We start from the raw sequence: 26,342 nt of genomic DNA on the forward strand, positions 1-26,342 counted from the left end.
TTACTCCTTATGCGCGGGCACGCGAGGCGTGTCGGGGTCCTCGTCCTCGGGTGGGCTCGGCCGCGTGCTGGGAATCTTGGGGCCGACGTCGGCGTACCGGGCGATGGTGGCGGCCGCGCGGCGCACGGCGCCCACCGGGACGGCGGGCACCAGCTTGTCGAGGAAGGCGTAGCGGCGGGCCAGCGAGTTGCCGTAGGCGCCGCTGTGGTCGGCCGAGTCGCGTACCTCGTGCCACCAGTCGGCGATGTCGCCCCAGCCGGGCGCGGCGAGCGAGCCGCCGAACTGCTGCACCGCCAGCGCCGCGCACAGCTGCGCGAACGCCAGGCGGTCGGACAGCCGCCAGCGCGACAGCGTGCCGAGCACGAACCCCGCGCCGAACACGTCGCCGGCGCCGGTCGGGTCGAGCGCCGTCACCCGCGGCGCGGGCACGAACGCCTCCTCGCCGTTCACGGAGTCGATGGCCATGGCGCCGTTGGCCCCGTCGGTCACCACCGCCACGGGGACCTTGTCGGCGATCGCGTAGAGCGCGTCGCGCGGGGTGTCGGCGCCGGTGTAGGCCATCGCCTCGACCGCGTTGGGCATGAACGCGTGGCAGAGCGCGAGCTGGTCCAGCAGGGAGGCCGACCAGGAGCCCGACGGGTCCCAGCCGACGTCGGCGAAGATGAGCGAGCCGTCGCGGCGCGCCAGCTCGGCCCAGTTGCACGGGCTGTCCGGCGAGTCGAGCGGATCGTCGGTGGACAGCGTCACGATCACCGCCTTCGACCGCGGCGGATTGCCGATCATCTCCGCGGCCGGCAGGGGCGAGGGGTGGCCGTGCGTCACCATGCTGCGGTCGCGGTCGACCGCCATGGAGACCGTCACCGGCGAGTGCCAGTGCTCGAACCGCCGTGACCTGGACAGGTCCACCGACTCCTGCTCCTCCAGCGTGCGCCAGCAGAAGTCGCCGTAGTCGTCGTCGCCGAACGCGGCGGCCAGCGAGGTACGCAGGCCCAGCCGGCTGGTCGCGATGGCGAGGTTGGCGATGCCGCCGGGGCACGAGCCCATGCCCTCGGCCCAGATCTCGGTTCCGGCCGCGGGCATCGCGGGCAGACCGGTGAAGATGATGTCCAGAAAGACCGTGCCCGCCAGGAAGACGTCGAACTGCGGCCCCTCCGGGGTGCGCTCGGCGGCGAGAGGGTCGTACGCCTGATTAGACACGGGAATGAGTCCTCCCCGACACACATCGAGATGTGGCGAATCTTGCATGTTTGCTCGCGCACTTCAAGTCTTTTTCTGGGAGTTTTTGGTCAAAGCTGCTTACTTCTGCGCGATTTTGCCTGATATGCTCGCGCTGTGCTTCCGCGCCTCAGGCATGCCGAGATCATGCGCCGGGTCCGACTTTCGGGCGCCACCAGCGTGAGCGATCTGGCCAGCCAGCTTGGCGTGAGCCCGTCCACCATCCGCAGGGACCTCGAGGTGCTCGACCGCGACGGCACGCTGCGGCGCGTCCGCGGCGGCGCCCTGCTCCTGGACGGCGGGCTCCTGGATGGCGGGGTCAGCGTCGACGCCGACGCCGACCGGCCGTTCGCCGAGGTGGCCGCGGTCGACGAGCAGGACAAGGAGGCGGTCGCGGTCCGCGCCGCCGAGCTGGTCCGCGACGGCGACGTGGTCCTGCTCGACATCGGCACGACGACGATGCGGCTGGCCCGGCGGCTGCGCGGGCGCCGCGTCACCGTGGTCACCTCCAGCCTCGCCGTGCTCGACGCGCTGCGCTCCGACCCCGCGGTCGAGCTGCTGCTGCTCGGCGGCATGGTGCGCCGGCCGTACCACTCGCTGGTCGGGGTGCTGACCGAGGCGGCGCTGAGCCAGGTGGTCGCCGACCGGGTGTTCCTGGGCGCCAGCGGCGTGCGCCCCGACGGGCAGCTCGTGGACACCACGCTCGCCGAGGTGCCGCTGAAGCGCGCCATGATCGCGGCGGCGGGGCAGGTGGTGCTGCTCGTCGACCGGCACAAGTTCCCGGGCACCGGCGCGCTGCGCGTGTGCGGGCCCGACGACATCGACGTGATCGTCACCAATGAGGGCGCCGACGAGGCGACGCTGCGCAACTGCGCCGCCGCCGGGGCCGAGGTCCTGCTCACGTGAAAGGGTATCGATGAGACTGGCCGTTCTCGGGGGCGGCGGCTTCCGGGTCCCGCTCGTGTACGGCGCGCTGCTGCGCGAGACCGCGAAGCCGCGGGTGGAGCAGGTGGTCCTCTACGACGTGTCGCAGGACCGGCTGGAGGCCATCCGGCACGTGCTGGACCAGCTCGCCGCCGGCCATGACGACCCGCCGGAGATCCTGACCACCACCGACCTGGACACCGCGCTGCGCGACTCCACGTTCGTCTTCTCCGCCATCCGGGTCGGCGGCCTGGCCGGGCGCACCGCCGACGAGCGGGTCGCGCTCGACCTGGGCCTGCTCGGCCAGGAGACGACCGGGCCCGGCGGCATCTCCTACGGCCTGCGCACCATCCCGGTCGCGGTCCACGTGGCCGAGCGGGTGGCCGCGCTCGCGCCCCAGGCGTGGGTCATCAACTTCACCAACCCCGCCGGCATGATCACCGAGGCCATGCGCCACGTGCTCGGCGAGCGCGTGATCGGCATCTGCGACTCGCCGATCGGCCTGATCCGCCGGGCCGCCGTCGCGCTCGGGCTCGACCCGGCGCGCGTGTCGCCCGACTACGTGGGCCTCAACCATCTCGGCTGGCTGCGCGGCCTCACCTACCAGGGGCGCGACGTGCTGCCCGACCTGCTGGCCGACGACGAGGCGCTGCGGCAGGTCGAGGAGGCGCGCATCTTCGGCGCCGACTGGGTGCGCACGCTGGGCGCGCTCCCCAACGAATACCTGTACTACTACTACTTCACCCGGGAGTCCGTGGCCGCGATCTCCGGGCAGAGCCGCGGGGAGTCCCTGTTGCGGCAGCAGGACGACTTCTACACCGCCGTGCGGGCGCGTCCCGAGGAGGCGCTGGCGGAGTGGGTCAGGGCCCGCAGGCTGCGCGACGAGTCGTACATGGCCGAGGCCCGCGAGCCCACCGCCGCGGGCGCGCGCGACGCCGCCGACCTGGAGGCCGGCGGCTACGAGGGCATCGCCCTGGCCCTCATGGCCGCCATCGCCCGCGGCGAGCCCACCTCCATGATCCTCAACGTGCGCAACGGCGCCGCGGTGCCCGGCCTGCCCGCGGACGCGGTCGTCGAGATCCCGTGCGCGGTGGACGGGGCGGGCGTCCGGCCGCTGGCCACCCGCCCCCTGCCCGGCCGCTTCCTCGGTCTCGTGCAGCAGGTCAAGGCGGTGGAGCAGGCCGCCATCGAGGCCGCCACGTCCGGCTCGGCCCGGCTGGCGGTCGAGGCGTTCGCGCTGCACCCGCTGGTCGACTCGGTAGTGACGGCGCGCAAGCTGCTCGACGGCTACCGGGCGCGCATCCCCGAGCTGGCCGCCGTCATCCCGGGCTCCTCCGACGCGAGCTGACCCCGCGCGCGCCGTTGTTCACGCGGCCTCGCCCGCCGGGGTGCCGGCCGCTTCGAAGAGCCGCAGCTCGCGCCCGGGGCGGCACACGAGCTGCAGCCCCACCGGCAGGCCGTCCACCGTGCCCGCGGGCACGGTGAGCGCGGGCAGGCCCAGCACGTTCCACGGACTGGTCATGGCCAGCAGGGCCGGCCGCACGGCGACCGTCCGGCCGTCCACCGCCGTCTCGCGCTCCAGGAGCGGCGGGGCGGTGATCGGCACGGTGGGCAGCGCCAGCACGTCGTGCCGCTCGAACAGCGCCGCCGCGGCCTCGGCGAGCCGGGACCGCGCGGCCACGGCCTCGACGTACCGCCAGCCGGGCACCTCGGCGGCCACGCGCAGGCGCTCGAGCAGCTCGGGGTCGAACAGCTCCGGCGCCCGCGCCAGCCGGGCGGCGTGCACGGCCGCGGCCTCGCAGCTCTGGATCACCGTGTACGTCTCGTGCAGCTCCTCGCCCAGCCCCGCCCGCAGCCGCACCTCGTCCAGCTTCGAGCGGCCCAGGCGCGACTCCGCGGCCGAGCGCGCCGCGTCCGCCACGCGCGGATCCCCGGTGAACAGCCCGGACGGATCGAGCCAGGCCACCCGGGCGGCGCCGGCGTCCTCGCGCAACTGGGCGGAGGCCAGGCAGCGGTAGGCCAGCAGGCAGTCCCCCGCGTCACCGGCCAGGACGCCGACGTGGTCGAAGCTCCGCGACAGGGGGAACACGCCTTCTGCCGGGATCGCCCCGTACCCGGGCTTGAACCCGGCGATCCCGCACAGGGCCGCCGGGATGCGGACGGATCCGCCCGTGTCGGTGCCGAGCGCGAGCGGCACCAGGCCCGCAGCCACGGCCGCCGCGCTGCCGCCGCTGGAACCGCCCGACATGCGCGCCGGGTCCCAGGGGTTGCGGGAGGGGCCGTTGGCCGAGCGGTCGCCCGTGGGGCCGTACGCGAACTCGTGGGTGGTCGTCTTGCCCACGATGACGGCGCCCGCGCGGCGCAGCCGGGTGACGGATTCGGCGTCCGCGTTCGCCACATGCCCGGCGAAATGCCGCGAACCCATCGTTGCGGGCAGCCCCGCCACCTTGATGAGGTCCTTCACACCCACCGGCACGCCGTGCAGCGGACCCCGGTCGGTGCCCGCGGCCAGCTCGGCGTCCGCCCGCCGCGCCGCCGCCAGCGCCCCGTCGGCGTCCACGGTGACGAACGCGCCGAGCGCGGGGTCCCGTTCGGCGATGGCCGCGAGCGCCTGTTCGACGAGCCCGGCGGAGGTGGTCCGGCCTTCGCGCAGGTCCTGGGCGAGGGTCGTGATGGTACGGCCGGTGAAGGGGCCGGGGGAGAGCGGCATGAGATCCTTTCGAACGGTCGTCGGCTGACGGATCCCACCCAACACCACACACTTCGGACATTCCAGGTCGGGTCACCCCGCACGGGCTAAGATCAACGGATGCCTCAAGCCAAGTCGGCCGCGCGCCGCGGGTGGCGCTGGGCGCGGGCGGCCCTCGCCGTCGTCGTGAGCGCGTGCGCGCTGGCCGGCGTCGTACGGCTGACCGTCCCCGCGGTCGCGGGCACGGCCGGCGAGCCGCCGGGGGTGCGGCGGCAACTGGCGTTCCTGCGTGCCGCCCTGGACGCGGGCGCGGGCGACGAGGCGCAGGCGCTGTTCCCCGAGGGGTACTTCTTCTCGTACGCCCTGTACGGCCTCACCTGGGTCGAGCTCGGCCTGCGGGAGCCCGCGGGCGAACGGTCGCTGGCGCTGCGCGAGGCGCGCTGGGCGCTGGACCGGCTGGACTCGCCCTCCGGGCGGGCTCCGTTCAGCCCCGGCCTCACCCCTCCCTACGGCGTCTTCTACCGGGGATGGTCCAACTGGCTGCGCGGCGGGACGCTGAGCCTGCAGCCTGCGGGGCTGCGCGACCCGGCCGAGGTGCGCCGGTTCGCCGAGGACTCCGCCGCGATCGGGGCGGCGTTCGATGCCGGGGCCTCGCCGTTCCTGGCGGCCTACCCCGGCCAGGCCTGGCCGGTGGACTCGACCGTGGCGATCGCGTCGCTGCGGCTGCACGACGCGCTGCTCCCGCCCCGGTTCGGCGGGACCGTCGAACGGTGGCTGCGGGAGATCAGGGGGCGGCTCGACCCGCGTACGGGGCTGCTGCCGCACCGCGCCGACCCCCGCGACGGCGAGCCGGCCGAGGTGGCGAGGGGCAGCTCGCAGAGCATGATCCAGCGGTTCCTGGTGGACGTGGATCCGGCCTTCGCCGCCGAGCAGTACGCGCGCTTCCGCGACCTGTACGTCGCCACCCCGCTCGGGCTCGGCCCGGCCGTGCGCGAGTACCCGCAGGGCACGGACGGCCCGGCCGACGTGGACTCCGGGCCGCTCCCGCTCGGGGTGAGCCTGTCGGCGACCGTGGTCACCCTCGGCGCGGCCCAGGCGCACGGCGACGCGCCGCTGGCCTCGGCGCTGGCCTCATACGGGGAGCTGGCCGGGCTGCCCGTCGACACCCCCTGGACCAAGCGGTACGCCTTCGGGCTGCTGCCCGTCGGGGACGCGTTCCTGGCCTGGGCGAAGACGGCCCGGCCGTGGGTGTCGCGGCCGCCGGCCCCGCCGCCCGCGACCGTCTCGTGGTGGTGGCGGACGCCGCTGCTGGTGCTCCTCACCGCGGTCGCCGCCGCCCCCTGGCTCCCGGCCCTGCGCCGCCGCCTCCGTTCCCGGCGCCCGTGACCTCGCCGCCCGTTCGTGGCCGAGGTTCCCTGGGCGGGTGGGCTCCGTCGTGGCCGAGCTTCCTGAAGTGACCTGTGGCCCGGGCGGTGGTCCACCGCCCGGGCCACAGGTCCCTGGGAGGCCGGGCCTGGTGGTGGTCCGGCGGATGGTGTCGCGGCCGGTGAGCCGCGTCGGTGTACCGCACCCGGCGGTGGGTGTGCCAGGTGTGGTGGGCGCCGCGCGCTCCGCCGGTGGGCGGCGTGCGCGACGGGCGCCTGCCCCGCACGGCGAAGGGATGGGCCGTGCACGGGCTGAGCTGAGCCGGCCGGGCCGGGATGGCCGGGCTGAGCCGGTCGGGCCGGGCCGGGATGGTCCGGGATGGCCGGGATCGGATGGCCGGGCCGGGTCAGCGGGCGGTGCCGAGGCGGGCCGAGAGGCGGTGGGCCAGGCGGTCGAGCGAGACGTTGATCAGGATGAAGATGGCCGCGATGAGGATCGCCGCCGGGATGGTGTTCTTGAAGTTGGCGGCGATGCCGTTCAACCCCCGGTTCACCAGCTCGTCGTAGCCCACGATGAGCCCCAGCGCCGAGTCCTTCAGCAGCACCACGAACTGGCTGACGATGGCCGGCATCATGACCCGGAACGCCTGCGGCAGCAGGACGAGCCGCATCACCTGCCCCTTGCGCATGCCGACGGCGTACGCCGCCTCCGACTGGCCCCGGGGCAGGCTCTGCACCCCGGCCCGGATGATCTCCGCGATCACCGAGCCGTTGTAGAGCGTGAGCCCGAAGACTACGGCGGCGAAGGCCGAGATGTTCACGCCGATGAGCATGAACGAGCCGAAGAAGGCGAAGAAGATCAGCAGCAGCAGCGGGACGGACCTGAAGAACTCCACCACCGCGGCCGCGGGCACCCTGATCCACCGGTGGTCGGACATGCGGGCGGTGGCGAAGACGAGGCCGAACAGGCCCGCCAGCACCACCCCCGCCACCGCCGCGCCGATGGTCCCGGCCAGCCCCGGCAGGATGAACGTGGCCCAGACGTCCCCGCGCAGCAGCGGCGTCCACTTGTCGGCCGCCCACTCGCCCTTCTCGTCGAAGCGCACGTAGATCACGTACGCCAGCGCCAGCAGCACGAGCGCGACGCCCCCCGCCAGCAGCCGGTTGCGCCGGATCCCGCGCGGGCCGGGCACCTCGTACAGGTTCGCGTAGCTCATCGCGCCACCGCCATCCGCCGCGCCAGCCAGCCGAACAGCAGCCCCATCGGCAGGCACAGCAGCACGAACCCGGCGGCGAAGCCGAGGAAGATCTCAAGGACCTGGTCGCCGTACGTCTCGATCATCTCCCGCATCCGCACGGACGCCTCGCCCACGCCGACGACGAGCGCGATCGTGGTGTTCTTGGTCAGCGCGATCATGATGCTGCCCAGCGGCGCCACCACGGCGCGGAACGCCTGCGGCAGCGTGATCAACCCCAGCGTCTTCGTGAAGCCCAGCCCGAGCGACCGGGCCGCCTCCGCCTGCCCGACCGGCACGGTGTTGAGCCCCGAGCGCAGGGCCTCACAGACGAACGCCGAGGTGTAGGCGGTCAGCCCGATGACGGCGAGCCAGAAGTTGTTGGTCGCGATGTCGTCCGACAGCTCGACACCGAGTTGCGCCCCGATGCCCAGACCGGTGAACATCAGCACCAGGGTGAGCGGCGTGTTGCGCATCATGGTCACGTAGAAGTTGGCGGCGCCCCGCAGGGAGGTCAGCGGGGCCACCCGCATGGCGGTCAGCAGCGTCCCCAGCACGATGGAGCCGAGAGCGCTGACCGCCGTCAGGCGAATCGTCATCCAGAACGCGGCGAAGATCGTGTCGCGTTCGAACAGCAGCGCTTCCATGGATCAGTAGCGCTCCAGCTGCGGGGCCTGGGGGAGGGCGAAGCCGGAGGCGCCGACGCTGACCTGCAGCGCCTTCGTCCAGCTGCCGTCGGAGAACATCTTCTCCAGCGCGTCGTTGACCGCCTTGCGCCCGGCCGTGTCGTCCTTCTTCAGCCCGATGCCGTACTTCTCGGTGCTGAACGACTTGCCGACCACCTTGAGCTTGCCCTGGTGCTGGGCGGCGTAGCCGGCGAGGATGACGTTGTCGGTGGTGAGCGCGTCGATCTGGCCGCCGAGGACGCGGTCCACGCATGCCGAGTACGTCCGCTCCTCCTGCAGCTGCACCTCCTTGGCGTACTCCGTCTTGACCTTCTGCGCCGGGGTCGAGCCGGCGACCGAGCAGAGCTTCTTGCCGTTCAGCGCCTCGGGCCCGGTCAGCGCCGTGTCGTCGGCCCTGACCAGCAGGTCCTGCCCGGCCACGAAGTACGGCCCGGCGAAGGACACCTTCTGCTTCCTGGCGTCGGTGATCGAGTACGTGGCGATCACCATGTCCACCTGGCCCTGCTCGATGAACGCCTCACGGTTGGCCGACACGGTCTCCTTGAACGTGACGTCCTTGGCCTCCACACCGAGCTGCTTGGCCACGTACTTGCCGACCTCGATGTCGAAGCCGGCGAAGCTGCCGTCAGGCGTGCGCAAGCCCAGCCCCGGCTGGTCGGCCTTCACACCGATGACCAGCTTCTTGTCGTTCTTGGCCTTGTCCACGAGGGAGGCGTTGCTGGCCTCGGCGCTGCCGCAGGCCGTGGCGCCGGCAGCGAGCGCGATCACGGTGAACGTCGCATAAAGGGATCTGCCGAACATGACGGCTCCTTAGTGAGTGAGAATCTTGGCGAGGAAGGACTGGGCGCGCTCGCTGTTCGGGGCTCCGAAGAACGCGTCGGGGGTGTTCTGCTCGACGATCTCGCCCTCGGCCATGAAGACGACCCGGTCGGCCGCGCGCCGGGCGAAGCCCATCTCGTGGGTGACGACCACCATGGTCATGCCCTCGCGGGCCAGCGAGGTCATGACGTCGAGCACCTCGTTGACCATCTCGGGGTCGAGTGCCGAGGTGGGCTCGTCGAAGAGGATCGCCTTGGGGTCCATGGCCAGCGCGCGGGCGATGGCCACCCGCTGCTGCTGCCCGCCGGAGAGCTGGGCGGGGAACTTGGCGGCCTGGCCGCCGATGCCGACCCGGTCGAGCAGTTCCTGGGCCCTGCGCACGGCCTCCGCCTTCGGCCGCTTCAGCACGTGGACCTGCCCGAGGACGACGTTGTCCAGGACGGTCTTGTGCGCGAAGAGGTTGAAGGACTGGAACACCATGCCCACCTCGGCGCGAAGTTTGGCCAGCGCCTTGCCCTCAGCGGGCAGCGGCGTCCCATCCAGGGTGATCGTGCCGGAGTCGATGGTCTCCAAGCGGTTGATCGCCCGGCACAGGGTGGACTTCCCGGCGCCGGACGGGCCGATGATCACGACGACCTCGCCCTGCCTGACGTTCAGGTTGACGTCCCTGAGCACATGATGGTCGCCGTAGCGCTTGTTGACCTGGTCCAGGACGATCAGGTCGGCCTCGGTCATGCGTCACGCTCCTTGTCTCGGTCAGCGATGGCGTAACCGTAGGAGTCGTATGTGTCACCGAAAGGCTTGTGCGCGTTCTGCTCAGTGATTGCCTGATCTGAATTCGATCAGGGCCGGTGGTCGCCGGGCCTGGAGGAGTCGGACGTCGCGCCGGAGACGCCGATGGTGTCCTTGTAGGCGCGGTCCCACTGCCCGTCGCGCAGCCAGCGGGCGATCAGCCCGTTGAGGTAGTCGCGGAAGGCGACGTCGTCCTTGCGCACGCCCATCCCGTACGGCTCGCGCCCGAACGGCTTGAGCACCAGCCGGAACTGGTCCGGATGCTGGTCGAGCAGGCCGAGCAGGATCGTGTCGTCGGTGCTGATCGCGTCGACGCGCCCGTTCGCGAGCGCGGGCACGCAGATGCTGTAGGCGTCGACGATCTCCAGGGTGGCGCGGGGCACCAGGGAGCGCAGCCGCTCGACGGACGTCGAGCCCGTGGCGGTGCACACGGTCTTGCCGTCCAGGTCCGGCACGCCGTTGATGGTGGTGTCGGCGGCCCTGACGAGCAGGTCCTGCCCGGCGTAGTAGTACGGGTCGGTGAAGGCGACGAGCTGCGCGCGGACCGGGGTGATCGAGTACGTGGCGATGACGAGGTCCACCACGTTCTGGGAGATGAAGTTCTCGCGCTCGCGCGAGACGGTCTCCACGAAGCGGATGTTGCGCTCGCTGCCGGTGAGGTCCTTCGCGATGAGCCTGGCGATCTCCGCGTCGAAGCCGGTGATCCGCCCGCCGGTGGGATCCTTGTAGCCGAACATCGGCTGGTCGAACTTGGTGCCCACGACCAGGATGCCCCGATCCCTGATCCGCGCCATCGTGGAGCCCTCGGGGAAGGGGTTGCCGCCGCCGCACCCGGCGGCGGCGAGGCAGAGCAGGACCGTGAGCAGCCCCCTGAGCGTTCTCATCGCACCCGGTACCGGTGCTGGGGACGCCCGGTCGGCCCGTACTTCGGCCGCCCTTCGAGCAGCCCGCGATCGGCCAGATGCTCCAGGTAGCGGCGGGCGGTGGCGCGGCTGACGCCGATCATCCCGGCCAGCTCGTTCGCCGACACGTCCTCCGGGACGGCGGCCAGCGCGTCCAGCACGGCCTGCTCGGTCGCCGCCGAGATGGACTTCGGCCGGACGCCCTGGTCGAGGTGGAGCGTGCGGAAGATGCGGTCGATCTCCTGCTGCTCGGCGAACCGGTCGCCCGACTCCAGCTGCTCGGCCGTGGCCGCGTAGCGCAGCAGCGTCTGCTCCAATGTGCCCGCCCTCGTCGGCTTGACCAGGTAGTAGAGGGCGCCGCGCTGCATGGCCGCGCGTACCGTGGCCGACTCCTTGCGACCCGAGATCACGATGATGTCGATGGGCGGCTGCTCGGGCCGGCGCAGCCGGTGCGCGACCTCGAGTCCGGGCAGGTCAGGCAGGTGCAGGTCGAGCAGCACCAGCCGGGGCGCGAAGCGGCCGGCGGCGGCGAGCGCCGCCTGCCCGGTGTGCGCGATCCCGACGACCCTGAACCCGAGTACTCTGTTCACCTGCGCGTGCAGGGCCGCCGTGACGACCGGGTCGTCGTCCACGATGAGAACGGTGATGTCCCGTGACTCAGGCACCGCCACTCCTCGTCCAGGTGCAGTTCTTACAAATTAGAGTGAGCTTAGGCGGCTTTTGTTACAAAAGCTCAAGTTTTGCGCGTTCTGCTCACCGTGATCCGCCGCCGATGCCCTCTTCCTCTTACTCTGTAGCCCAACCGACAGGGGGAGAGGACGGACGCCGGTGAGATGGGTGCTCGCGGTGACTGCCCTGTGGACGCTGCTCGGCCTGTTGCCCCTGGCGCTGCTGACCTCCTCCAGTATCTCCCTGTCCGAGGACACTGTGCGCGACGAGGTCGACGACCGGGTCAGGATCACCGCCTCGGTGAGCCGGGTCGTGGTGGAGCAGCAGATGGGCTCGCTGGAGCAGCTCGTCACCGCGTTCGCGCAGCGGCCCGCGGTGCGCGACACGGTGGAGCACGCCACGGCCGCGGCCATGCGCGACCACCTCGGCGAGCTCAAGCAGCTGCGCGACGGCATCAGCGGGCTGATCCTGGTCTCGTCGGACGGGCGGATGCTCGGCGCGGAGCCGAAGACCGTGCTGCCCCAGGACATCGGCGCCGCCGACTGGTACCGCGCCGTGCGCGACCGGCGGGCGGCCCACATCTCCCAGGCGTACACGCCCACGATGGTCGACGTGTCCAGGGCCGTCGCGGTGGCCGCGCCGGTCCTGAGCGCCGACGGCAGGCGCATGCTCGGCATCCTCGCCGTCGTCTACAGCCTGGACGCCATCCAGGAGTTCGCCAAGGAGGCCGCCGAGGCGCAGGACATCCGGCTGCTGATCACCGACCGGGCCGGCGTGCTCGTCGCCGACCCCGGCAGGAAGCTGCTCGCGCTCACCTCGCTGCGCGAGGACCCGCGGGTGGACGCCGCGCTCGCCGGACGCACCTGGAACGGCCCGTTCCAGGCCATCGACGGCACCGTGCTGTCGGCCTCCGAGCCGATCCCGGGCATCGGCTGGACGGTCACCGCCGAGGTGTCCGCCTCCGAGGCGCTGGCCTCGGCCGAGCGGCTCAGGACGAACGTCATGACCGTCGCGGCCCTGCTGGCGCTGCTCATCCTCATCGGCCTGGGCCTGCAGATCCACTCCACGCGCGGCCGCCGCCGCGCGCAGGCCACGCTGGCCAGGTACGCGGCCGAGCTGGCCGCGGCCAGGGACGAGGCGGTCAGCGCCTCCAGCGCGAAGTCCGAGTTCCTGGCCAAGATCAGCCATGAGATCCGCACCCCGATCAACGGCGTGCTCGGCATGAACTCCCTGCTCTTGGGCACCCGCCTGGACGACGAGCAGCGCCACTACGCGAGCACGGCCCAGGGGTCGGCCCAGAACGTGCTGCGCCTGCTCGACGACTTCCTCGACCTGTCCAGGATCGAGGCGGGCCACCTCCAGGTCGACGCGGTGCCGTTCGACCTGCCCCGGCTGTGCGACGAGGTCGTCGCGCCGTTCGCGCCGCACGCGTACGAGCAGGGGCTCTGGCTCACCCTGCGGCTCGACGACGGCGTGCCCCGCCAGGTGGCGGGGGATCCGGCTCGGCTGCGCCAGATCCTCACGAACCTGGTGGGCAACGCGCTGAAGTTCACCGTCCAGGGCGGGGTCGACCTGCACGTCGCCCTGGAGGAGGGCGAGCCCGGAGACGCGCGGGCGGTGCTCAGGTTCTCGGTCGCCGACACCGGGATCGGGGTGGGGCCCGACGACCGGGAGCGGGTGTTCGGCGTCTTCCGGCAGGTCGACTCGCCGATCACGCGCAGGACCGGCGGCAGCGGCCTGGGGCTGGCCATCGGCCGGCAGCTCACCGAGCTCATGGGCGGGGAGATCGGGCTCGACAGCGTGGAGGGCGTGGGCAGCCGGTTCTGGGTGCGGCTGCCGGTGGACGTGCTCACCTGGTCGGAGCCGTCGGTCGAGGCCCTGCAGGGCAGGCGCGCACTCGTCGCCGACCCGCGGCCCGAGGACCGCGCGCTGGTCGCCCGGTTCCTGGCGGGCGCGGGACTCGACGTGGCGGAGACCGGCGACTCCGCCCTGGAGCTGCTGCGGGCCGCCGCGGCGGACGGGCGGCCGTACGACCTCGCGGTCGTCGCCCTCGACCTCGGCGCCGAGGCCGAGTCGACCGCGCAGGTGATCCTCACGGACCCGCTGCTCCAGGCCACCAGCGTGGTCGTGGTCGTCACGCCCGGCCGGGCGGGCTTCGCCTGGCCCGGCGCCGTGGGGGAGCGGGCCGTGCAGTCGATCACCCGGCCGCTGAGCCGCCGCCGCCTGCTGGCCGCTGTGGAGAACGCCCTGGTCACCGCCGAGTGCCCCGGCGAACCGCGCGAAGGCGTGGAGCTCACGGGCCGGGACGGCGGCGCGCGGATCCTGGTGGCGGAGGACGATGAGGTCAGCCGCCAGGTGGCGATGCTCGTGCTGCGTCAGGCGGGGCACGAGGTCGAGGTGGTCGACGACGGGGAGCAGGCCGTACGCGCCGTGCTGACCGGGGGCTACGACCTGGTGTTCATGGACTGCCAGCTGCCCGTGCTCGACGGGCTGGCCGCGACCGAGGAGATCCGGCGGCGCGAGGACGCGCACACCCCGATCATCGCGATGACCGCGGCGGCGATGCCTGACGACCGGATCCGCTGCCTGGCGGCCGGGATGGACGACCACCTGGCCAAGCCCGTGGACTGGCCGCGCGTGCTCGCCAGCATTCCGGAGTGGGCCGCGTACTCCGGGCTCCCGCCCGAGCTGGCGGGCCTGTCGCCGGAGGCGCTCGCCGACGTGGCGGAGGCGTACCTGGCCACCGCGGCGCGGACGTTCGAGGAGCTGCGGCAGGCGGCGCAGGCCGGCGACGTGGCGGAGGTGGCCGCGCTCGCGCACCGGCTCAAGGGCAGCTGCGCGACGGTCGGGGCGGTCCGCGAGGCCGAGCTGTGCCTGCGCGTCGAGGACCGGGCGCGTACGGGCGTCGTCGATCGCGAGCCGCTCGACGAGCTCGGCGCGCTTCTCAAAGTCACTCCGGCGTGGATGAACATTCCGTAGCCGCCTGTTAACACCTGTGATATTTGTCGACGTTAGTGTCGCACTGTTACTAATCGTGTTTGTTTGTAGTGATAGGAGGGGCGATGGCTGATTTGTCTGGTGAACCCAGCCCAACGACCACCCCCGGCCCGACGGCCAGCCCGACGTCCTCCCCGAAGCCGACGTCTTCCCCTTCCCCGACGGGCTCCCCGACCTCGACCCCGACGGGCTCCCCGACCCCGACCCCCACGGGCTCCCCGACCCCGACGGGGTCGCCGACCCCGACGCCTTCCGGCTCGCCGACGCCGACCCCGTCTGGGACGCCCACCCCGACCCCGTCTGGGACCCCCACACCGACCCCGACGGGCTCGCCGACCCCCACCCCGACCCCCTCGGGCACGCCCACTCCCGCGCCCACCTGGTTCCCCACCCCGACGCCCACCTGGTCGGTCACCCCTCCCGAGCCGTCCCCCACGCCCACCCCCACCCCGTCCCAGCCCCCGAACGCCCCCGGCGACGGGTTGAAGATCGAGTGGAGCTCGATCCGCCGCCTGGCCAAGCTCTTCGACAAGACCGGCGACGACGTCGTGGCGCTCCACAGCGGCTGCACCTCGTTGGCCGGCACCTCCGACCTGGTCGGCGGCGACGATGACGGGCGCGCGTTCGCCGAGTGGTACAACGACGGCTACGACTCGCTCACCGACGCGATGAGCCGCATCGCCGAGCGGAACTTCAGCTCGGCGGGCGACTTCCGCGACTTCGAGAAGTTCTGGGACTTCCTGGAGCAGGAGCTCATCAACACCCTTCCCAAGATCCCCGACCTCGCCGAGCCGCCGATCCCGCAGGCTCCGCCGCGCAAGGAAGGCGCCTGATGTTCGACCCCTTCCAGGCGCTGGCCTGGTTCGCCGGCGTGCACGTGCCCGTGGCCGACGTGAGCAACCTGCGGGACCGTGCCAAGGCGCTGCGCGCGCTGGCCACGTCCATCGGGAAGGTCGCCCACGAGACCGGCGTCGGCGTCGCCGAGGCGCGCAAGGCGAACGACAGCCGCTCCGTCGACCGCTTCGCCGACGTGTGGCCGAAGGAGCTCGCCCCCCGCTACGCCGCGCTCCAGGAGGAGCTGCTGGACCTGGCGGCGGGCTGCGAGGAGTACGCCGACGCCGTGGAGGAGCACCGCGAGCAGCTGCGGATCATCGGCACGTACCTCGCCGCCATGGCCTTCACGATGATGTTCGGCTTCGTCTACCCGGCGGCCAGGGTCGCGGCCGAGAAGGCGTTCAAGTGGCTGGTGTCCAGGGCCAGGCTGGAGCGCACGATCTTCCAGAAGATCACCAAGATGATCCTGGAGATGCGGATGGGCAAGCGCCGCGTCGGCAACTACCTCGTCCGCGAGGGGCTCGACGCGCTGGCCGACTCCGTCCTGTGGACCGTGCTCAAGACCGGCGTGCACGCGGGCAGCTCGGCGGCCACGGGGCAGCCGATGGGCAACCTCGGGGAGTACGCCGCCAAGCACTTCGCCGCCGAGATGGCCTACAACGGCGGCATCAAGGCGCTGAGCGACGTGCGCAGGTTCTTCCCCGCCACGAAGGTCACCGAGACGCTGCTGGGCTCGGGCCCGACGGGCAAGTTCGTCCGCCGCACGCTCTCGGCCGCCACCATCTATCCCCTGGTCGCCAGCGGCTCGATGACGTCGCAGGGCGCCCTGCGCTCGGCGCTGGCGCACGCGCCCAGGGCCTTCATCTTCAAGCGTTGAGATCTTCGAGCGTTGAGCGAGTGAGGAACACGATGACGACACCCCGTACCGGAGACCCGGAGCTCGACCGCGCGCTGGCCGAGATGGCCGCGCGGACGGCTGAGTTCGAGGAGGTGAGCCGGCTGCTGGAGGAGACCCGGGGGCGCGGCGAGAGCGCCGGCGGGCAGGTCGTGGTCGAGCTCAAGCCGACCGGCTCGCTGGCCTCGCTGCGCATCGACCCGCGGGCGATGCGGCTGGGCTCGCAGGCGCTGACGGACGCCATCGTGGAGGCGTTCCGGCAGGCTGAGGAGGACGTGACCGGCCAGTCGTACGACCTGGCCAGGACCGTCTTCGACACCTGACCGGCCGCGCGGTTGGCGCGGTATGGGGTGAATGGCAAGCTTGGTCCGTGCGTGTGATGTTGCTCGGGCCGTTCGAGGTGCGTGACGGGGAGGAGCGCCGGGTCGAGATCTCCGGCGCCAGGTTGTGCGCGCTGGTCGCCAGGCTCGCGCTGGAGCCGGGCCGGGTCGTGTCGTTCGAGGTGCTCACCGCCGCCATCTGGGGCGAGCGCCCGCCGACCGGCAGCGCCAACGCCCTGCAGTCGCTGGTCTCCCGCACCCGGCGGCTGGTCGGCCACGCCGCGATCGAGTCGCATCCGGCCGGCTACCGGCTCGCGATCGACGCCGACGACGTGGACGTCTCCCGGTTCGAGCGGCTGGCCGGCACGGGGAGCCTCGCCGCGCTGCGCCAGGCCGAGGGGCTGTGGCGGGGGCCGGCGCTGGCGGACCTGGCCGGGCTGCCGTTCGCGGACAACGCCGCCGTACGGCTGGACGAGCTGCGCCTGTCCGCCGCCGAGGACCGGCTGGAGCTGGAGCTGGGCGCGGGCAACGACGTGCTGGCGGAGCTGGGCCCGCTGGCGGCCGCGCACCCGCTGCGCGAACGCCTGCAGGGCCTGCTCATGCGGGCCCTGTACGCGGCCGGCCGCCAGGCCGACGCTCTCGACGCCTACGAGCGGACCCGGCGGACGCTGTCGGAGGAGCTGGGCGTCGACCCGTCCGCCGGGCTGGCCGAGCTGCACCTGTCGATACTCCGCCACGACCCGCAGCACCAGGACCGCCGCCGTGCCCGCAGGTCGAACCTGCGCGCCCAGGTGACCAGCTTCGTCGGCCGCGAACAGGAGCTGGCCCAGCTCGCCAAGGCGCTGGAGACCGGCCGGCTCGTCACCGTCGTCGGCCCAGGGGGAGCGGGCAAGACCAGGCTCGCCGTCGAGGTCGCACAGCGCTCGGCCGACCTGGCGCCCGACGGCGTCTGGCTGGCCGAGCTGGCGCCCGTCACCGACCCCCACGACGTCGCCAACGCGGTGCTCACGGCGGTCGGCGGCAGGGACGGCGCCTGGTTCGAGGCCGGGGCGGGCGGCGCCGCCGAGCGGCTGACGGAGGTCTTCGCCCAGCAAGGCGCGCTGCTCCTGCTCGACAACTGCGAGCACGTCGTGTCGGCCGTCGCCGAGCTGGTGGACCGGCTGCTGGGCGCCTGCCCCGACCTGCGCGTCCTGGCCACCAGCCGGGAGTCGCTGGCCGTGGCGGGCGAGAGTCTCTACCCCATCCCACCCCTGGAGTGGCCCGCCGGCCCGGGGAAGGGCATGGCCGAGGACGCCCGCGACTACTCCGCGGTCCGCCTCTTCACCGAACGAGCCGTGTCGGTACGCCCCGATTTCACCCTGGACGAGACCACCGCCGGGGCGGTCGTCGAGATCTGCCGGCGGCTGGACGGCATGCCGCTGGCCATCGAGCTGGCCGCGGCCAGGATGCGCGCGCTGAGCGTGGAGCAGATCGCGGCCAAGCTCGACGACCGCTTCCGCCTGCTCAGCAGCGGCAGCCGGACGGCCCTGCCCCGGCACCGCACCCTGCAGGCGGTGGTCGACTGGAGCTGGGACCCGCTGCCGGGCGAGGAGCGGGAGCTGGCCATGGTGCTGGCGGCGTTCCCCGGCGGGGCCACGCTGGAGGCGCTGGAGGCGGTCAGCGGGCTCGACCCGCTCGACGCGCTCACGGCGCTGGTGGACAAGTCGCTGGTCGAGCTGTCCGGCGGGCGCTACCGCATGCAGGAGACGGTCAGGTCGTACGGGACGGCCAGGCTGGCGGAGTCCGGGCAGGACGCGGCCGTGCGGGACGGGCACGCGCGCTATTTCCTGCGCCTGGCCGAGGCGGCCGACCCCGAGCTGCGCGGCGCCGGCCAGCTCGGGTGGCTGGCCAGGCTGCGGGCCGAGCACGACAACTTCCTGGCCGCGCTGCGGTTCGCGGCCGATACGGGGGACGCCGAGCTGGGCGTGCGGCTGCCGGCCGCCCTCTGGTGGTTCTGGTTCCTGTGGGGCCTGCGGGTCGAGAGCGTGCACTGGACGCGTGGCGTCCTCGACCTGCCGGGCGAGGTGCCGGAGGAGCTCCGGCCCGTACGGCTGGCGTTCCAGGGGCTCGTCCACCAGCAGCTCGGCGACCCGGTGGCGGCCCAGGAGGCGATCCAGGAGGCGCTGGACCTCGGCGACCGGCTGGGCGGGCCCCCCGGCGTGCTGCTGCTCTGCGCGCCGATGGTGCTGGGAGACCTGCCGGTGGCCGCCCGGGCCGCCGAACGGTCGCTGCCGGGCCTCACCGGATGGGAACGGGCGTTCGCGCTGATGACGCTGTCCATGGCGGCCGAGAGCAAGGGGGACGTCGGCGGGGCCTTCACCCTCGTCGACGAGACGCGGCGGGAGATGGAGGCCCTCGGCGAGCGGTGGGGGCTGTCCTCCGCGCTGCGCGTGCTGGCCGAGCACCACGACCGCGAGGGCGATCTCACCGCCGGGATCGAGGCCAGGTCGCGGGCGCTGCGCCTGGCCGGTGAGCTGGGCGTCGTAGAGGACCAGGCCGCCATCCTGGCCAAGATCGCGCTCTCGTACGCGCGGTCGGGCGAGCACGACCGGGCGCGGTCGTACATGGACGCGTGCTGGGACTGCGTGGAGCGGTTGCGGCGGCCGGAGGGCGTCGAGTACGTCCGGCTGTCGCATGTCGAGGTGCTGCTCAGGAGCGGTGCCCTGGAGGAGGCGCGGCGCGAGCTGCCGGCGCTCGAAGATCAATCCTGCCCTCCCGAGGTTCGGGCCTGGGCCGCCTGCTACCGCGCGATGGCCGCGCTGCTCGACGGCGACCGGCCGGGCGCGGGGCAGCCGCTGGACACGGCGCTGGACACCGCGATGGACACGGCGATGGAGCTGGGTGACCTGCCGATCCTGGCCGCCGCCGCGCACGTGCGGGCGGCCGCGCTGGCCGACGACGAGCCGGCGCGGGCGGCGTACCTGCTGGGGGCGGCGACCGCACTGCTCGGGACGGAGGACCGCAGCGGGTTCGGCGACCTGCTGCGGCCCGCGGAACGGGCGCGGGCGGCGCTGGGGGACGCGGCGTTCGCCGCGGCGTACGAGCGCGGCGCCACGCTCACCCGCGACGCCGCGATCAGCGCCGTCCGCCCCGCGTGAATCCCGGGCGCTTGTAGCTCTCCGGATACGGGAAACTACTTCTCGTGTCGGGAAGAGGTCCCGGGTGCTTGGAGGCTTGCGTGGTCCACGTCAGCACGCGCGACAATGTGGGGCTCCTGACCGATTTCCGCGACCTGGTCGACGATTTCCTGACGGCCTTCCTGGCCGGTAAGCAGGGCGGCGAGTACGGCCCGCACCTGGAGATCCCGCTGCGCCTCATCCAGGACTTCCTGGCCGGGGGCGGCAAACGCCTGCGGCCCATGTACTGCTACTGCGGCTGGCTCGCCGCGGAGGGCGACCCCGCGGACCCGCGCATCGTGCAGATCGCCGCGGCCGAAGAGCTCGTCCACCGAAGCGCGGGCGATCATCGCCGTCGACGAGGCCGTCGACCTGATCACCCGGCGCCGCGACCAGGCCCTGGGCTCCCTGCGCACCGCGCCTTTCCCGCCCCACGTCGTCGACCTGCTGCGGCAGCTGGCACTGCGGGCCGTACGGTGGCCCGACTGATCATGGCCCGGAACGCGGCCCCATCGGTGACCCCGCCGGGCGAGACCTCTCAGGTGGAGCAAGAGCAGTCACAGCAGTTGCAGCAGTCGCAACAGGAGCAGTCCAGGTCCCGCAGGAAACAGCCGTCCTTGCGGCGGCGGCCGATCGTTCTGCTCCATCGGGGCTGCCAGCGGCCGCAGGTCAGGATCGTCAGGGCCCCGGCCGCCGACTTCCGGATCCAGCCGGGCCGCTCGTACGAGTCGCGGAACGCCCGTTCCACCGCCCGGCGCACCTCGGTGCCGAGCAGCGTGTCCACCAGGTGGCGCTCCTCGAACTCCACCTCCCGCAGGGCCAGGGCGAGGCCATGGACGGCGTCGTCGCAGAGCCGCCGCGCCTCCCGCTCGCCGGTGCCCGTGGCGGTGAGCGGGTTGAACGCGCCGCGCGCGGCGTCCGCGGCCCGGTCCTCGACCGCGTCCAGCAGGTGCGCGATCCGGCCGAAGAACCTGCCCGCCTCGGCCAGCGCGGCGGCGTTGCCCGGCCGCCCGGCGAGCACCGCCGTGTGCGCGAACGCCGCCGCCACCGCCTCCTCCGTCGGCGCGGTCAGCTCCAGCACCCTCCCGCCGCCCTGAGCGGCGACCCGGCGCTCCAGGTCGAGCTGCCGGTCCACGGTCGAGACCAGCACCGCCGTGTCGAACCCGACCCCGGCCCCCAGCCGCGCCCCACCCGCCTCCCACCGCGCCGCCAGCCCCCGCCGGGCCGCCCCGAGCGCCGTCCCAAGGGCGGCCCCGAAAGCGGTCCCCACGGCGGTCCCGAAAGTGGCCCCGGAAGCGGTCCCGGAAGCGGCCCCGAGAGCGGTCCCGGGAACGGCATCGCCGTCGGCCACGTGGTCGCGCAGCCTGCCCGCGCCCAGCGCCAGCGAGACCGCCGCCGCCAGTCGCGCCCCGGACGCCCGCGCGTCCACCACCTCGGCGGCGCGGAACCCGCGTAACGCGCACGGCCCTGCCATCCGGCGGAGCCCGGCCGACGGGAGCTGGGCCTCGGTCAGGACCGAGATGATCAGCGTGTCGTAGTTGGTGGCCAGCCGCGCCGCCTGGCCCTGCCCATCCCGCAACGTCAGGCACAGCCCGCACAGGTGCGCCTGCCAGGCCGCGCGCAGCGACGGGCACCCGTGCTCGCCACAGGGGCGGATGATCCCGAACAAATACGACCTCGCAGGATTCGTTGATGATCGAGGGAATCGTACGAGTTTTGGATGCGCAATGCCCGGCGGCACCGGAGAACCAGGCATTTCCGTGCGGTCCGCACCGAAACCGAGGAGGTACATTGTGCCCGACCAGGCCGGAGGCGTCCCCGTTCGTCGCCGGCCTGGTCTTTTACGGTTTTCCGCCATCGAAGTCGGCGGCTCGCCCCCATACCCGCCGGGCCCGGCGCTGCCTAGCGTGGGGCGGCGTGATCAGTCTGAAGGGTTTGAGCAAGCGGTACGGCGACCGCCCGGCGGTCGACGACCTGACACTGGAGCTGAAACCGGGCACGGTGACCGGTTTCCTCGGCCCGAACGGGGCGGGGAAGTCGACCACGATGCGCCTGATCCTCGGCCTCGACCGGCCCACCTCCGGCACCGCGCTGATCGGCGGCGTGCCGTACCACCGCATCAGGAACCCGCTGCGCACGGTCGGCGCGCTCCTCGACGCCCGCGCGCTGCACCCGGGGCGCAGCGGCCACGCGCACCTGGTGGCGCTGGCCCGAGCCAACGGCCTCCCCCGGCGGCGGGTGGGCGAGGTGCTGGAGACGGTCGGCATGGCCGGGGCGGCACGCAAGCGAGCCGGGGCGCTGTCGCTGGGCATGAGCCAGCGGCTCGGCATCGCGGCGGCGCTGCTGGGGGATCCGGAGGTGCTGATGTTCGACGAACCGGTCAACGGGCTCGACCCGGACGGGGTGCGCTGGGTACGCGGGCTCATGCGCTCGCTGGCCGGGGAGGGCCGGACGGTGTTCGTCTCCAGCCACCTCATGACCGAGATGCAGCTCACCGCCGACCACCTCGTCGTGATCGGCAAGGGCCGGCTCATCGCGGACGCGCCGCTGTCCGACGTCATCGCGGGCAGCTCCCTGACGGCCGTGCTCGTTCGCACCCCGCACGCCGGCGATCTCGCGATACGGCTGCGCGCCGCCGGGATCGCGGTGGACCGGCACGGCGAGAACGAGCTGGAGACCACCGGCGCCACCCTCGAAACGGTCGGCGACCTGGCCTACGAGGCCGGGATCAGGCTGCACGGGCTGCGCGCCAGGGAGGCCTCCCTCGAACAGGCCTACCAGGAGCTGACGGCGGGAAGCGTCGAGTACGGGGCGGGATCATGAGGACGTTGTGGCAGGCGATCAGGGCCGAATGGGCGAAGTTGTGGTCTGTCAGGTCCACGTGGTGGTGCCTGGCCGGCGCCGCGGCGCTCATGGTGGTGACCGCGCTCACGCTGGGCGGCGCGAGCGCCACCGACGCCCTGCGCGAGGGGCGGACCGGCGCGCGGGTGACCGCGAGCGAGCCGGTGGTGTCGGCGACGCCGTTCGTCCAGTTCGCGCTGGTGGCGCTGGCGATGCTGGCGATCACCTCGGAGTACTCGTCCGGGAGCATCCGGGCCACGTTGCAGGCCACGCCCGTCCGAGGGGTGGTGCTGGCGGCGAAGGCGCTGGTGGTGGCGCCGGTGATGGCCGTGGCGGGTGTGCTGTCGGGGGCGGTGGCGACGGCGGTCGTCCAGGGGGTGCTGTCCGGCGACCTGTTCGGCGGGCTCGTCGTGTCGCCGATCGGCGAGGTCGTGCCGGACCTGCTCGGGGCCGGGGCGTTCTTCGCGCTGGTGTCGGTGATGACGCTCGGCGTCGGCGCGGCGATGCGCAGCGCGGCGGGCACGCTGACCGTGGTGTTCATGCTGCTCATGGGGCTGCCGTTGATGTTGCTGATGACGGGGAGCCAGGTGGCGCTGGACGCCTCGCTGCGGATGCCGACGTTCGCCGGGCTGGCGTTCATGGGGAGCGCGGACAACCTGGCCGGCGGGCCGATGCCGTACTCGGCGGGGGAGGGGCTGGCCTGGCTCGTCGCCTGGACGGCGGCGGCCCTGGCGATCGGCTACGCGGTGCTGCGCCGCCGTGACGCCTAGCGCGGTGTCCATGATGCGGGGGCGCGGGGCTCGGGGGCGCGTGATTCAGGAGCTGGGCCTAGAATTCACGCCCGTGTCAGGCAGCAGGGCGGCGCGGGTGCTGGCCGGGGTCGTTCTCGGGATGGTCCTCGGCCTCGTCGAGCTGGCCTTCCTGTGCGTGGCGTGGCCCGCGAGCCTGGTCCCCGCCGCCCGGCCCGCCGCCGTACGGGGGCTGGACAGGCTGATGGCGCTGGAGCGGGCCAGGCTGTCCGGCTGGCTCGGGCACGAGGCGACGCGGCGGGAGGGCGGGTTCGGGTTCCTCGCGGCGCGCGCCGTCCTGGGGGTCCTGGGCGGGTACCTGTGCGCGGCGGGCCTGTTCCTCAGCGGGCTTCTGCTGGCCGGCGGCCTGTGGGAGCTCGCCTGGGGGCCGGCCCACCCGGTGCCGGTGAAACTGCCCGGCGTCAGGATCGTCACCAGCAGCGGCGTGCTCGGCCTGACCGGCGGCGCCGTGCTGCTCGTCCTGGTCGCCCTCGCGGCCCTGGCCGTCGGATCGCTCGAACGGCGGCTGGCCGACCACTTCCTCGGCCCCGGCAGCCACGAGCTGATGCGCCGCCGGATCGCCGAGCTGACCGCCACCCGTTCCGGCATCGTCCGGGCCGTGGACGACGAGCGGCGCAGGATCGAACGCGACCTCCACGACGGCGTCCAGCAGCGCGGCGTCGCGCTCGCCATGCTGCTGGGCCGCGCCCGGCACAGCGCCGACGCCGGGAGGACCACCGAACTGGTCGCCCAGGCCTACACCGAGTCGCGCCAGCTCCTCGACGAGCTGCGCAGCGTGGCCTGGCGCATCTACCCGACCGCGCTGGACGAGCTGGGGCTGCGCGCCGCGCTGGCGGGCGTCGCCGAGCGGTCGAGCGTGCCGGTGACCGTGCACGACGGGCTGGCCGGGCGGCCGGTGTCGGAGGTGGAGACCGCGCTCTACTTCGTGGCCCGTGAGGCGATCACCAACGCGGTCAAGCACGCCGGGGCGCGTGACATCCTGGTCGTGCTGACGGAGGACGAGCGGACGGTGGGCGTGGCGATCTCGGACGACGGCACGGGCGGGGCCGACCCCGCGGGCGGCGGGCTGTCGGGGCTGGCCCGGCGCGTGCTGGCGCTCGACGGGGAGTTCACCGTCCGGAGCCCGCCGGGCGGCCCCACCAAGATCGCCGCCACGCTCCCGAAGATCCCGCCCGGCGACCCCTCCGAAGCGGCTTCCGGCGGCTCTCCCGGGACGTCTCGGGGCTCTTCCGGGACGTCCGGGGGCGCTTCCAGGACGTCTGGAGACGTCTCCGAGGAGGCGCCGAGCGGGCCCGGGCCCAGGCCCGGGTCCGGGGCGGGGGCGGGGGCGGGCTCGTGCGGGTGATCCTGGCCGACGACTCCGTGCTGCTGCGCGAAGGGCTCACCCGGCTGCTCGACGACGCCGGCCACGAGGTGGTCGCCGCCGTCGGCGACGCCCCCGCGCTGCTGGCCGCCGTCGAGCGGCACCGCCCCGACGTGGCCGTGATCGACGTACGCATGCCGCCCGGCCACAAGGACGAGGGCCTGCGGGCGGCCCTGGAGATCCGCGAACGCCACCCCGGCGTCGGCGTGCTGGTCCTGTCGCAGTACGTCGAGCAGCACTACGCGGCCAGGCTCCTGGCCGGCTCCACGCGGGGCCTCGGCTACCTCCTCAAGGACCGGGTCTCGGAGGTGGCCGACTTCCTCGACTCGCTCGAACGCGTACGCGCCGGCGGAGCCGCGTTCGACCCCGAGGTGGTGCGGCAGCTCATGGCCCGCACCACCCACGCAGACCCGCTGAGCGACCTGAGCCCGCGCGAGGGCGAGGTGCTGCGGCACCTCGCCCAGGGCTTCGTGAACGCGGCCATCGCCGAGCGCCTGCACGTCTCGCTCAGCACGGTCGAGAAGCACGTCAACGCCATCGTGGACAAGCTCGGCCTGCCCCGCGACCCCGACTACAGCCGCCGCGTCCTGGCCATCCTCCGCTACCTGGACACGTGACTCCCAGGCGGCGCGGGACTCACGCCTGACGGGTGAACGGCGAGTCGACCGTGCCCCCGGACATCAGCCGCTCCAGGGTCTCGCGCATGGCCTGGGAGTCGTTCAGGTGCGGGAACGGCTCCCCGTCCGGGACGTCCACGCCCAGGAACCGGCAGAGCGGCTCCCACCCCTCGCGCACGTCGAACACCAGCAGCCGCTCGGCGGGCAGGCTCTCCTTGACCGTGGCGATGTGACGCTCGAACACCGCCACCGCCTCGTCCTCGTCCGGCAGCCCCTCTCTGAGACTCCTCCGGCCCTCGAACACGGACGAGGTGATCAGGTCCATCACCGGGCTGAGCCGCATCATCCCGCCGAAGACGGCCGCCGCCGCCTCGGGCAGGTTCTCCGGGAGCTCCCGCCCCGGGCCCATGGAGACGAGCGCCTGCATGCTCCGGTACCACGCGTGCGGGTCGCGTACGGTCAGGACGACCTTCGCGTCCGGGTACGCCTCCGCCTGCTCCCTCCAGAAGAAGGACGCCGGCCAGTCCTGCGCCGAGCGGAAGCCGTCGAAGACGTGTTCCCAGTCCACCTGCGCGCCTTCGGCCAGGGGCAGCCATCTGTCGACGCGGGACGGGTCGCTGATGATCGTGAACATGTGGTGGCACGGTCCGAACCCGAGCCGTTCGAGTGCCGCTTTCATCGAGCTCGTTCCGGTACGCGGGAACCCCGCGCCGATCACCGTGAGCACATTGCCTCCATGGGGTGTTGGCCGGCTACTTACCGAAGGTCCGCAGAAAGCCTCGGTCTTCAGGCCGGGGATGAATGCGGTCCCCCTTTGGGGGATGCCCCGCCGTAGGCAGCCCGGAGCCCGGAGCGCGGACCTGGAACCTCAGGTGGGGTGGCGCTGCTGTTCGATATACGCCTTGATGATCGATAGTGGCGCTCCGCCACAGGACGCGGCGAAGTAGCTGGGTGACCAGAAGTGGCCGTGCGTTATGGCGCGGTTGACCCGGCCGGTGAACTCCTTGCGCAGGTAGTGCGAGAAGACGCCTTTCAACGAGTTGACGAATTTGCTGATCGCAACCTTGGGCGGGTAGTGGATGAGCAGGTGGACGTGGTCGTGTTCGCCGTTGAACTCGCGGGCGGGCGTTCGCCGAAAGGCTGGGCGGAATCTGCCGGGCCGTGTGGAACACCGGTCTCGAACAACGGCGGGAATACCGGCGACGCGGGCAGTGGA

General features: G+C 73.0%; 25 protein-coding genes and 1 pseudogene. 13 read left to right on the forward strand and 13 right to left on the reverse strand.

The genetic code is table 11. The features are described 5' to 3' along the window. Nucleotides 1–1,197 (reverse strand): carbohydrate kinase family protein, encoded by a 1,197-nt coding sequence (locus ABZS69_RS56545; RefSeq protein WP_355389872.1) that lies wholly within the window; start codon nucleotides 1,195–1,197, stop codon nucleotides 1–3. Nucleotides 1,198–1,332: 135 nt separating this feature from the next. Here ABZS69_RS56545 and ABZS69_RS56550 point away from each other — a divergent pair, with 135 nt between their 5' ends. Both ABZS69_RS56550 and ABZS69_RS56555 read left to right on the forward strand, forming a co-directional pair. Continuing rightward, on the forward strand, nucleotides 1,333–2,121 hold the full coding sequence (locus ABZS69_RS56550) for a DeoR/GlpR family DNA-binding transcription regulator (RefSeq protein WP_355389874.1): 789 nt from the start codon (nucleotides 1,333–1,335) through the stop codon (nucleotides 2,119–2,121). A 10-nt stretch (nucleotides 2,122–2,131) separates the two neighbouring features. Further along, entirely contained in the window at nucleotides 2,132–3,487 is a 1,356-nt protein-coding gene (locus ABZS69_RS56555) for a 6-phospho-beta-glucosidase (protein WP_355389876.1), read from the forward strand. 18 nt (nucleotides 3,488–3,505) lie between these two features. Here the strand turns inward: ABZS69_RS56555 and ABZS69_RS56560 are convergent, their stop codons facing one another. Continuing rightward, nucleotides 3,506–4,849, reverse strand: coding sequence for an amidase (locus tag ABZS69_RS56560; RefSeq protein ID WP_355389878.1), 1,344 nt, complete (start codon nucleotides 4,847–4,849; stop codon nucleotides 3,506–3,508). 99 nt (nucleotides 4,850–4,948) lie between these two features. Here ABZS69_RS56560 and ABZS69_RS56565 point away from each other — a divergent pair, with 99 nt between their 5' ends. Beyond that, a complete protein-coding gene (locus tag ABZS69_RS56565; RefSeq protein WP_355389880.1) occupies nucleotides 4,949–6,214 on the forward strand; it encodes a hypothetical protein in 1,266 nt (421 codons plus the stop codon). Between the two features lie 385 nt (nucleotides 6,215–6,599). Here the strand turns inward: ABZS69_RS56565 and ABZS69_RS56570 are convergent, their stop codons facing one another. The 6 genes from ABZS69_RS56570 to ABZS69_RS56595 form a co-directional block, all read right to left on the reverse strand. After that, entirely contained in the window at nucleotides 6,600–7,409 is an 810-nt protein-coding gene (locus ABZS69_RS56570) for an amino acid ABC transporter permease (protein ID WP_355389882.1), read from the reverse strand. Next, entirely contained in the window at nucleotides 7,406–8,074 is a 669-nt protein-coding gene (locus tag ABZS69_RS56575; RefSeq protein WP_355389884.1) for an amino acid ABC transporter permease, read from the reverse strand. The genes ABZS69_RS56570 and ABZS69_RS56575 overlap by 4 nt, the downstream gene beginning before the upstream one ends. Nucleotides 8,075–8,077: 3 nt before the next feature. Then, nucleotides 8,078–8,914: a glutamate ABC transporter substrate-binding protein gene (locus ABZS69_RS56580; protein WP_355389886.1), complete on the reverse strand. Its 837-nt coding sequence runs from the start codon at nucleotides 8,912–8,914 to the stop codon at nucleotides 8,078–8,080. A gap of 9 nt (nucleotides 8,915–8,923) precedes the next feature. Continuing rightward, complete coding sequence (locus ABZS69_RS56585; protein WP_355389888.1) at nucleotides 8,924–9,667, reverse strand: amino acid ABC transporter ATP-binding protein; 744 nt, start codon at nucleotides 9,665–9,667, stop codon at nucleotides 8,924–8,926. 107 nt (nucleotides 9,668–9,774) lie between these two features. Further along, nucleotides 9,775–10,608, reverse strand: a complete 834-nt coding sequence (locus tag ABZS69_RS56590; protein ID WP_355389890.1) for a glutamate ABC transporter substrate-binding protein — start codon at nucleotides 10,606–10,608, stop codon at nucleotides 9,775–9,777. Beyond that, the gene (locus tag ABZS69_RS56595) at nucleotides 10,605–11,291 is read right to left on the reverse strand and encodes a response regulator (RefSeq protein WP_355389892.1); all 687 of its coding nucleotides are present in this window, start codon (nucleotides 11,289–11,291) and stop codon (nucleotides 10,605–10,607) included. The genes ABZS69_RS56590 and ABZS69_RS56595 overlap by 4 nt, the downstream gene beginning before the upstream one ends. A 163-nt stretch (nucleotides 11,292–11,454) precedes the next feature. On the opposite strand from ABZS69_RS56595, the gene ABZS69_RS56600 reads away from it, so the two are divergent. Then, nucleotides 11,455–14,274, forward strand: a complete 2,820-nt coding sequence (locus ABZS69_RS56600; RefSeq protein WP_355389893.1) for a response regulator — start codon at nucleotides 11,455–11,457, stop codon at nucleotides 14,272–14,274. A gap of 49 nt (nucleotides 14,275–14,323) precedes the next feature. Here the strand turns inward: ABZS69_RS56600 and ABZS69_RS56605 are convergent, their stop codons facing one another. Further along, nucleotides 14,324–14,812 carry a hypothetical protein gene (locus ABZS69_RS56605; RefSeq protein ID WP_355389895.1) on the reverse strand — a complete coding sequence of 163 codons (489 nt, stop codon included), beginning with the start codon at nucleotides 14,810–14,812 and terminating at the stop codon, nucleotides 14,324–14,326. Between ABZS69_RS56605 and ABZS69_RS56610 the strand changes: the two genes are divergently transcribed. From ABZS69_RS56610 to ABZS69_RS56625, 4 genes are read left to right on the forward strand one after another with little or no spacing between them, the layout of a single operon-like run. Then, nucleotides 14,775–15,125: a hypothetical protein gene (locus ABZS69_RS56610; protein ID WP_355389897.1), complete on the forward strand. Its 351-nt coding sequence runs from the start codon at nucleotides 14,775–14,777 to the stop codon at nucleotides 15,123–15,125. The two genes, ABZS69_RS56605 and ABZS69_RS56610, sit on opposite strands and share 38 nt — an antisense overlap. Beyond that, entirely contained in the window at nucleotides 15,125–16,003 is an 879-nt protein-coding gene (locus ABZS69_RS56615) for a hypothetical protein (RefSeq protein WP_355389899.1), read from the forward strand. Before ABZS69_RS56610 ends, ABZS69_RS56615 begins: the two co-directional genes overlap by 1 nt. 32 nt (nucleotides 16,004–16,035) lie before the next feature. Continuing rightward, on the forward strand, nucleotides 16,036–16,344 hold the full coding sequence (locus ABZS69_RS56620) for a YbaB/EbfC family nucleoid-associated protein (protein WP_355389901.1): 309 nt from the start codon (nucleotides 16,036–16,038) through the stop codon (nucleotides 16,342–16,344). Between the two features lie 56 nt (nucleotides 16,345–16,400). Continuing rightward, nucleotides 16,401–19,478, forward strand: a complete 3,078-nt coding sequence (locus tag ABZS69_RS56625) for a BTAD domain-containing putative transcriptional regulator (RefSeq protein ID WP_355389923.1) — start codon at nucleotides 16,401–16,403, stop codon at nucleotides 19,476–19,478. Between the two features lie 35 nt (nucleotides 19,479–19,513). Here ABZS69_RS56625 and ABZS69_RS56630 read toward each other — a convergent pair whose 3' ends face one another. Both ABZS69_RS56630 and ABZS69_RS56635 read right to left on the reverse strand, forming a co-directional pair. Further along, nucleotides 19,514–19,846, reverse strand: coding sequence for a hypothetical protein (locus ABZS69_RS56630; RefSeq protein ID WP_355389903.1), 333 nt, complete (start codon nucleotides 19,844–19,846; stop codon nucleotides 19,514–19,516). Nucleotides 19,847–20,034: 188 nt separating this feature from the next. After that, nucleotides 20,035–21,165, reverse strand: coding sequence for a DUF5685 family protein (locus ABZS69_RS56635; RefSeq protein ID WP_355389905.1), 1,131 nt, complete (start codon nucleotides 21,163–21,165; stop codon nucleotides 20,035–20,037). A 248-nt stretch (nucleotides 21,166–21,413) separates the two neighbouring features. Here ABZS69_RS56635 and ABZS69_RS56640 point away from each other — a divergent pair, with 248 nt between their 5' ends. From ABZS69_RS56640 to ABZS69_RS56655, 4 genes are all read left to right on the forward strand, one after another. Continuing rightward, on the forward strand, nucleotides 21,414–22,319 hold the full coding sequence (locus ABZS69_RS56640; protein ID WP_355389907.1) for an ATP-binding cassette domain-containing protein: 906 nt from the start codon (nucleotides 21,414–21,416) through the stop codon (nucleotides 22,317–22,319). Then, nucleotides 22,316–23,107: an ABC transporter permease subunit gene (locus tag ABZS69_RS56645; protein ID WP_355389909.1), complete on the forward strand. Its 792-nt coding sequence runs from the start codon at nucleotides 22,316–22,318 to the stop codon at nucleotides 23,105–23,107. The genes ABZS69_RS56640 and ABZS69_RS56645 overlap by 4 nt, the downstream gene beginning before the upstream one ends. Before the next feature lie 73 nt (nucleotides 23,108–23,180). Then, a complete protein-coding gene (locus tag ABZS69_RS56650; protein ID WP_355389911.1) occupies nucleotides 23,181–24,491 on the forward strand; it encodes a histidine kinase in 1,311 nt (436 codons plus the stop codon). Further along, on the forward strand, nucleotides 24,482–25,126 hold the full coding sequence (locus tag ABZS69_RS56655; protein WP_355389913.1) for a response regulator transcription factor: 645 nt from the start codon (nucleotides 24,482–24,484) through the stop codon (nucleotides 25,124–25,126). Before ABZS69_RS56650 ends, ABZS69_RS56655 begins: the two co-directional genes overlap by 10 nt. A 19-nt stretch (nucleotides 25,127–25,145) precedes the next feature. Here the strand turns inward: ABZS69_RS56655 and ABZS69_RS56660 are convergent, their stop codons facing one another. Beyond that, on the reverse strand, nucleotides 25,146–25,853 hold the full coding sequence (locus ABZS69_RS56660) for a sulfotransferase family protein (protein ID WP_355389915.1): 708 nt from the start codon (nucleotides 25,851–25,853) through the stop codon (nucleotides 25,146–25,148). Nucleotides 25,854–25,994: 141 nt separating this feature from the next. After that, nucleotides 25,995–26,243, reverse strand: a pseudogene (tnpA, locus tag ABZS69_RS56665) (IS200/IS605 family transposase); the annotation flags it as partial. Nucleotides 26,244–26,287: 44 nt separating this feature from the next. On the opposite strand from tnpA, the gene ABZS69_RS56670 reads away from it, so the two are divergent. Further along, nucleotides 26,288–26,342: hypothetical protein (locus tag ABZS69_RS56670; protein WP_355389925.1), on the forward strand; the 55-nt coding region annotated here is incomplete at its 3' end.

Origin of the sequence: Nonomuraea sp. NPDC005650, from assembly GCF_040605375.1 — a bacterium.
GTDB lineage: Bacteria > Actinomycetota > Actinomycetes > Streptosporangiales > Streptosporangiaceae > Nonomuraea.

What these genes read in the sequence shown, in the direction of transcription:
- ABZS69_RS56565 (WP_355389880.1), top strand. Translation starts at nt 4,949, where the DNA reads ATGCCTCAAGCCAAGTCGGCCGCGCGCCGCGGGTGGCGCTGGGCGCGG.
- ABZS69_RS56580 (WP_355389886.1), bottom strand. Translation starts at nt 8,914, where the DNA reads ATGTTCGGCAGATCCCTTTATGCGACGTTCACCGTGATCGCGCTCGCT.
- ABZS69_RS56620 (WP_355389901.1), top strand. Translation starts at nt 16,036, where the DNA reads ATGACGACACCCCGTACCGGAGACCCGGAGCTCGACCGCGCGCTGGCC.
- ABZS69_RS56645 (WP_355389909.1), top strand. Translation starts at nt 22,316, where the DNA reads ATGAGGACGTTGTGGCAGGCGATCAGGGCCGAATGGGCGAAGTTGTGG.
- ABZS69_RS56630 (WP_355389903.1), bottom strand. Translation starts at nt 19,846, where the DNA reads ATGATCGCCCGCGCTTCGGTGGACGAGCTCTTCGGCCGCGGCGATCTG.
- ABZS69_RS56555 (WP_355389876.1), top strand. Translation starts at nt 2,132, where the DNA reads ATGAGACTGGCCGTTCTCGGGGGCGGCGGCTTCCGGGTCCCGCTCGTG.
- ABZS69_RS56585 (WP_355389888.1), bottom strand. Translation starts at nt 9,667, where the DNA reads ATGACCGAGGCCGACCTGATCGTCCTGGACCAGGTCAACAAGCGCTAC.
- ABZS69_RS56570 (WP_355389882.1), bottom strand. Translation starts at nt 7,409, where the DNA reads ATGAGCTACGCGAACCTGTACGAGGTGCCCGGCCCGCGCGGGATCCGG.
- ABZS69_RS56560 (WP_355389878.1), bottom strand. Translation starts at nt 4,849, where the DNA reads ATGCCGCTCTCCCCCGGCCCCTTCACCGGCCGTACCATCACGACCCTC.
- ABZS69_RS56590 (WP_355389890.1), bottom strand. Translation starts at nt 10,608, where the DNA reads ATGAGAACGCTCAGGGGGCTGCTCACGGTCCTGCTCTGCCTCGCCGCC.
- ABZS69_RS56575 (WP_355389884.1), bottom strand. Translation starts at nt 8,074, where the DNA reads ATGGAAGCGCTGCTGTTCGAACGCGACACGATCTTCGCCGCGTTCTGG.
- ABZS69_RS56625 (WP_355389923.1), top strand. Translation starts at nt 16,401, where the DNA reads ATGTTGCTCGGGCCGTTCGAGGTGCGTGACGGGGAGGAGCGCCGGGTC.
- ABZS69_RS56615 (WP_355389899.1), top strand. Translation starts at nt 15,125, where the DNA reads ATGTTCGACCCCTTCCAGGCGCTGGCCTGGTTCGCCGGCGTGCACGTG.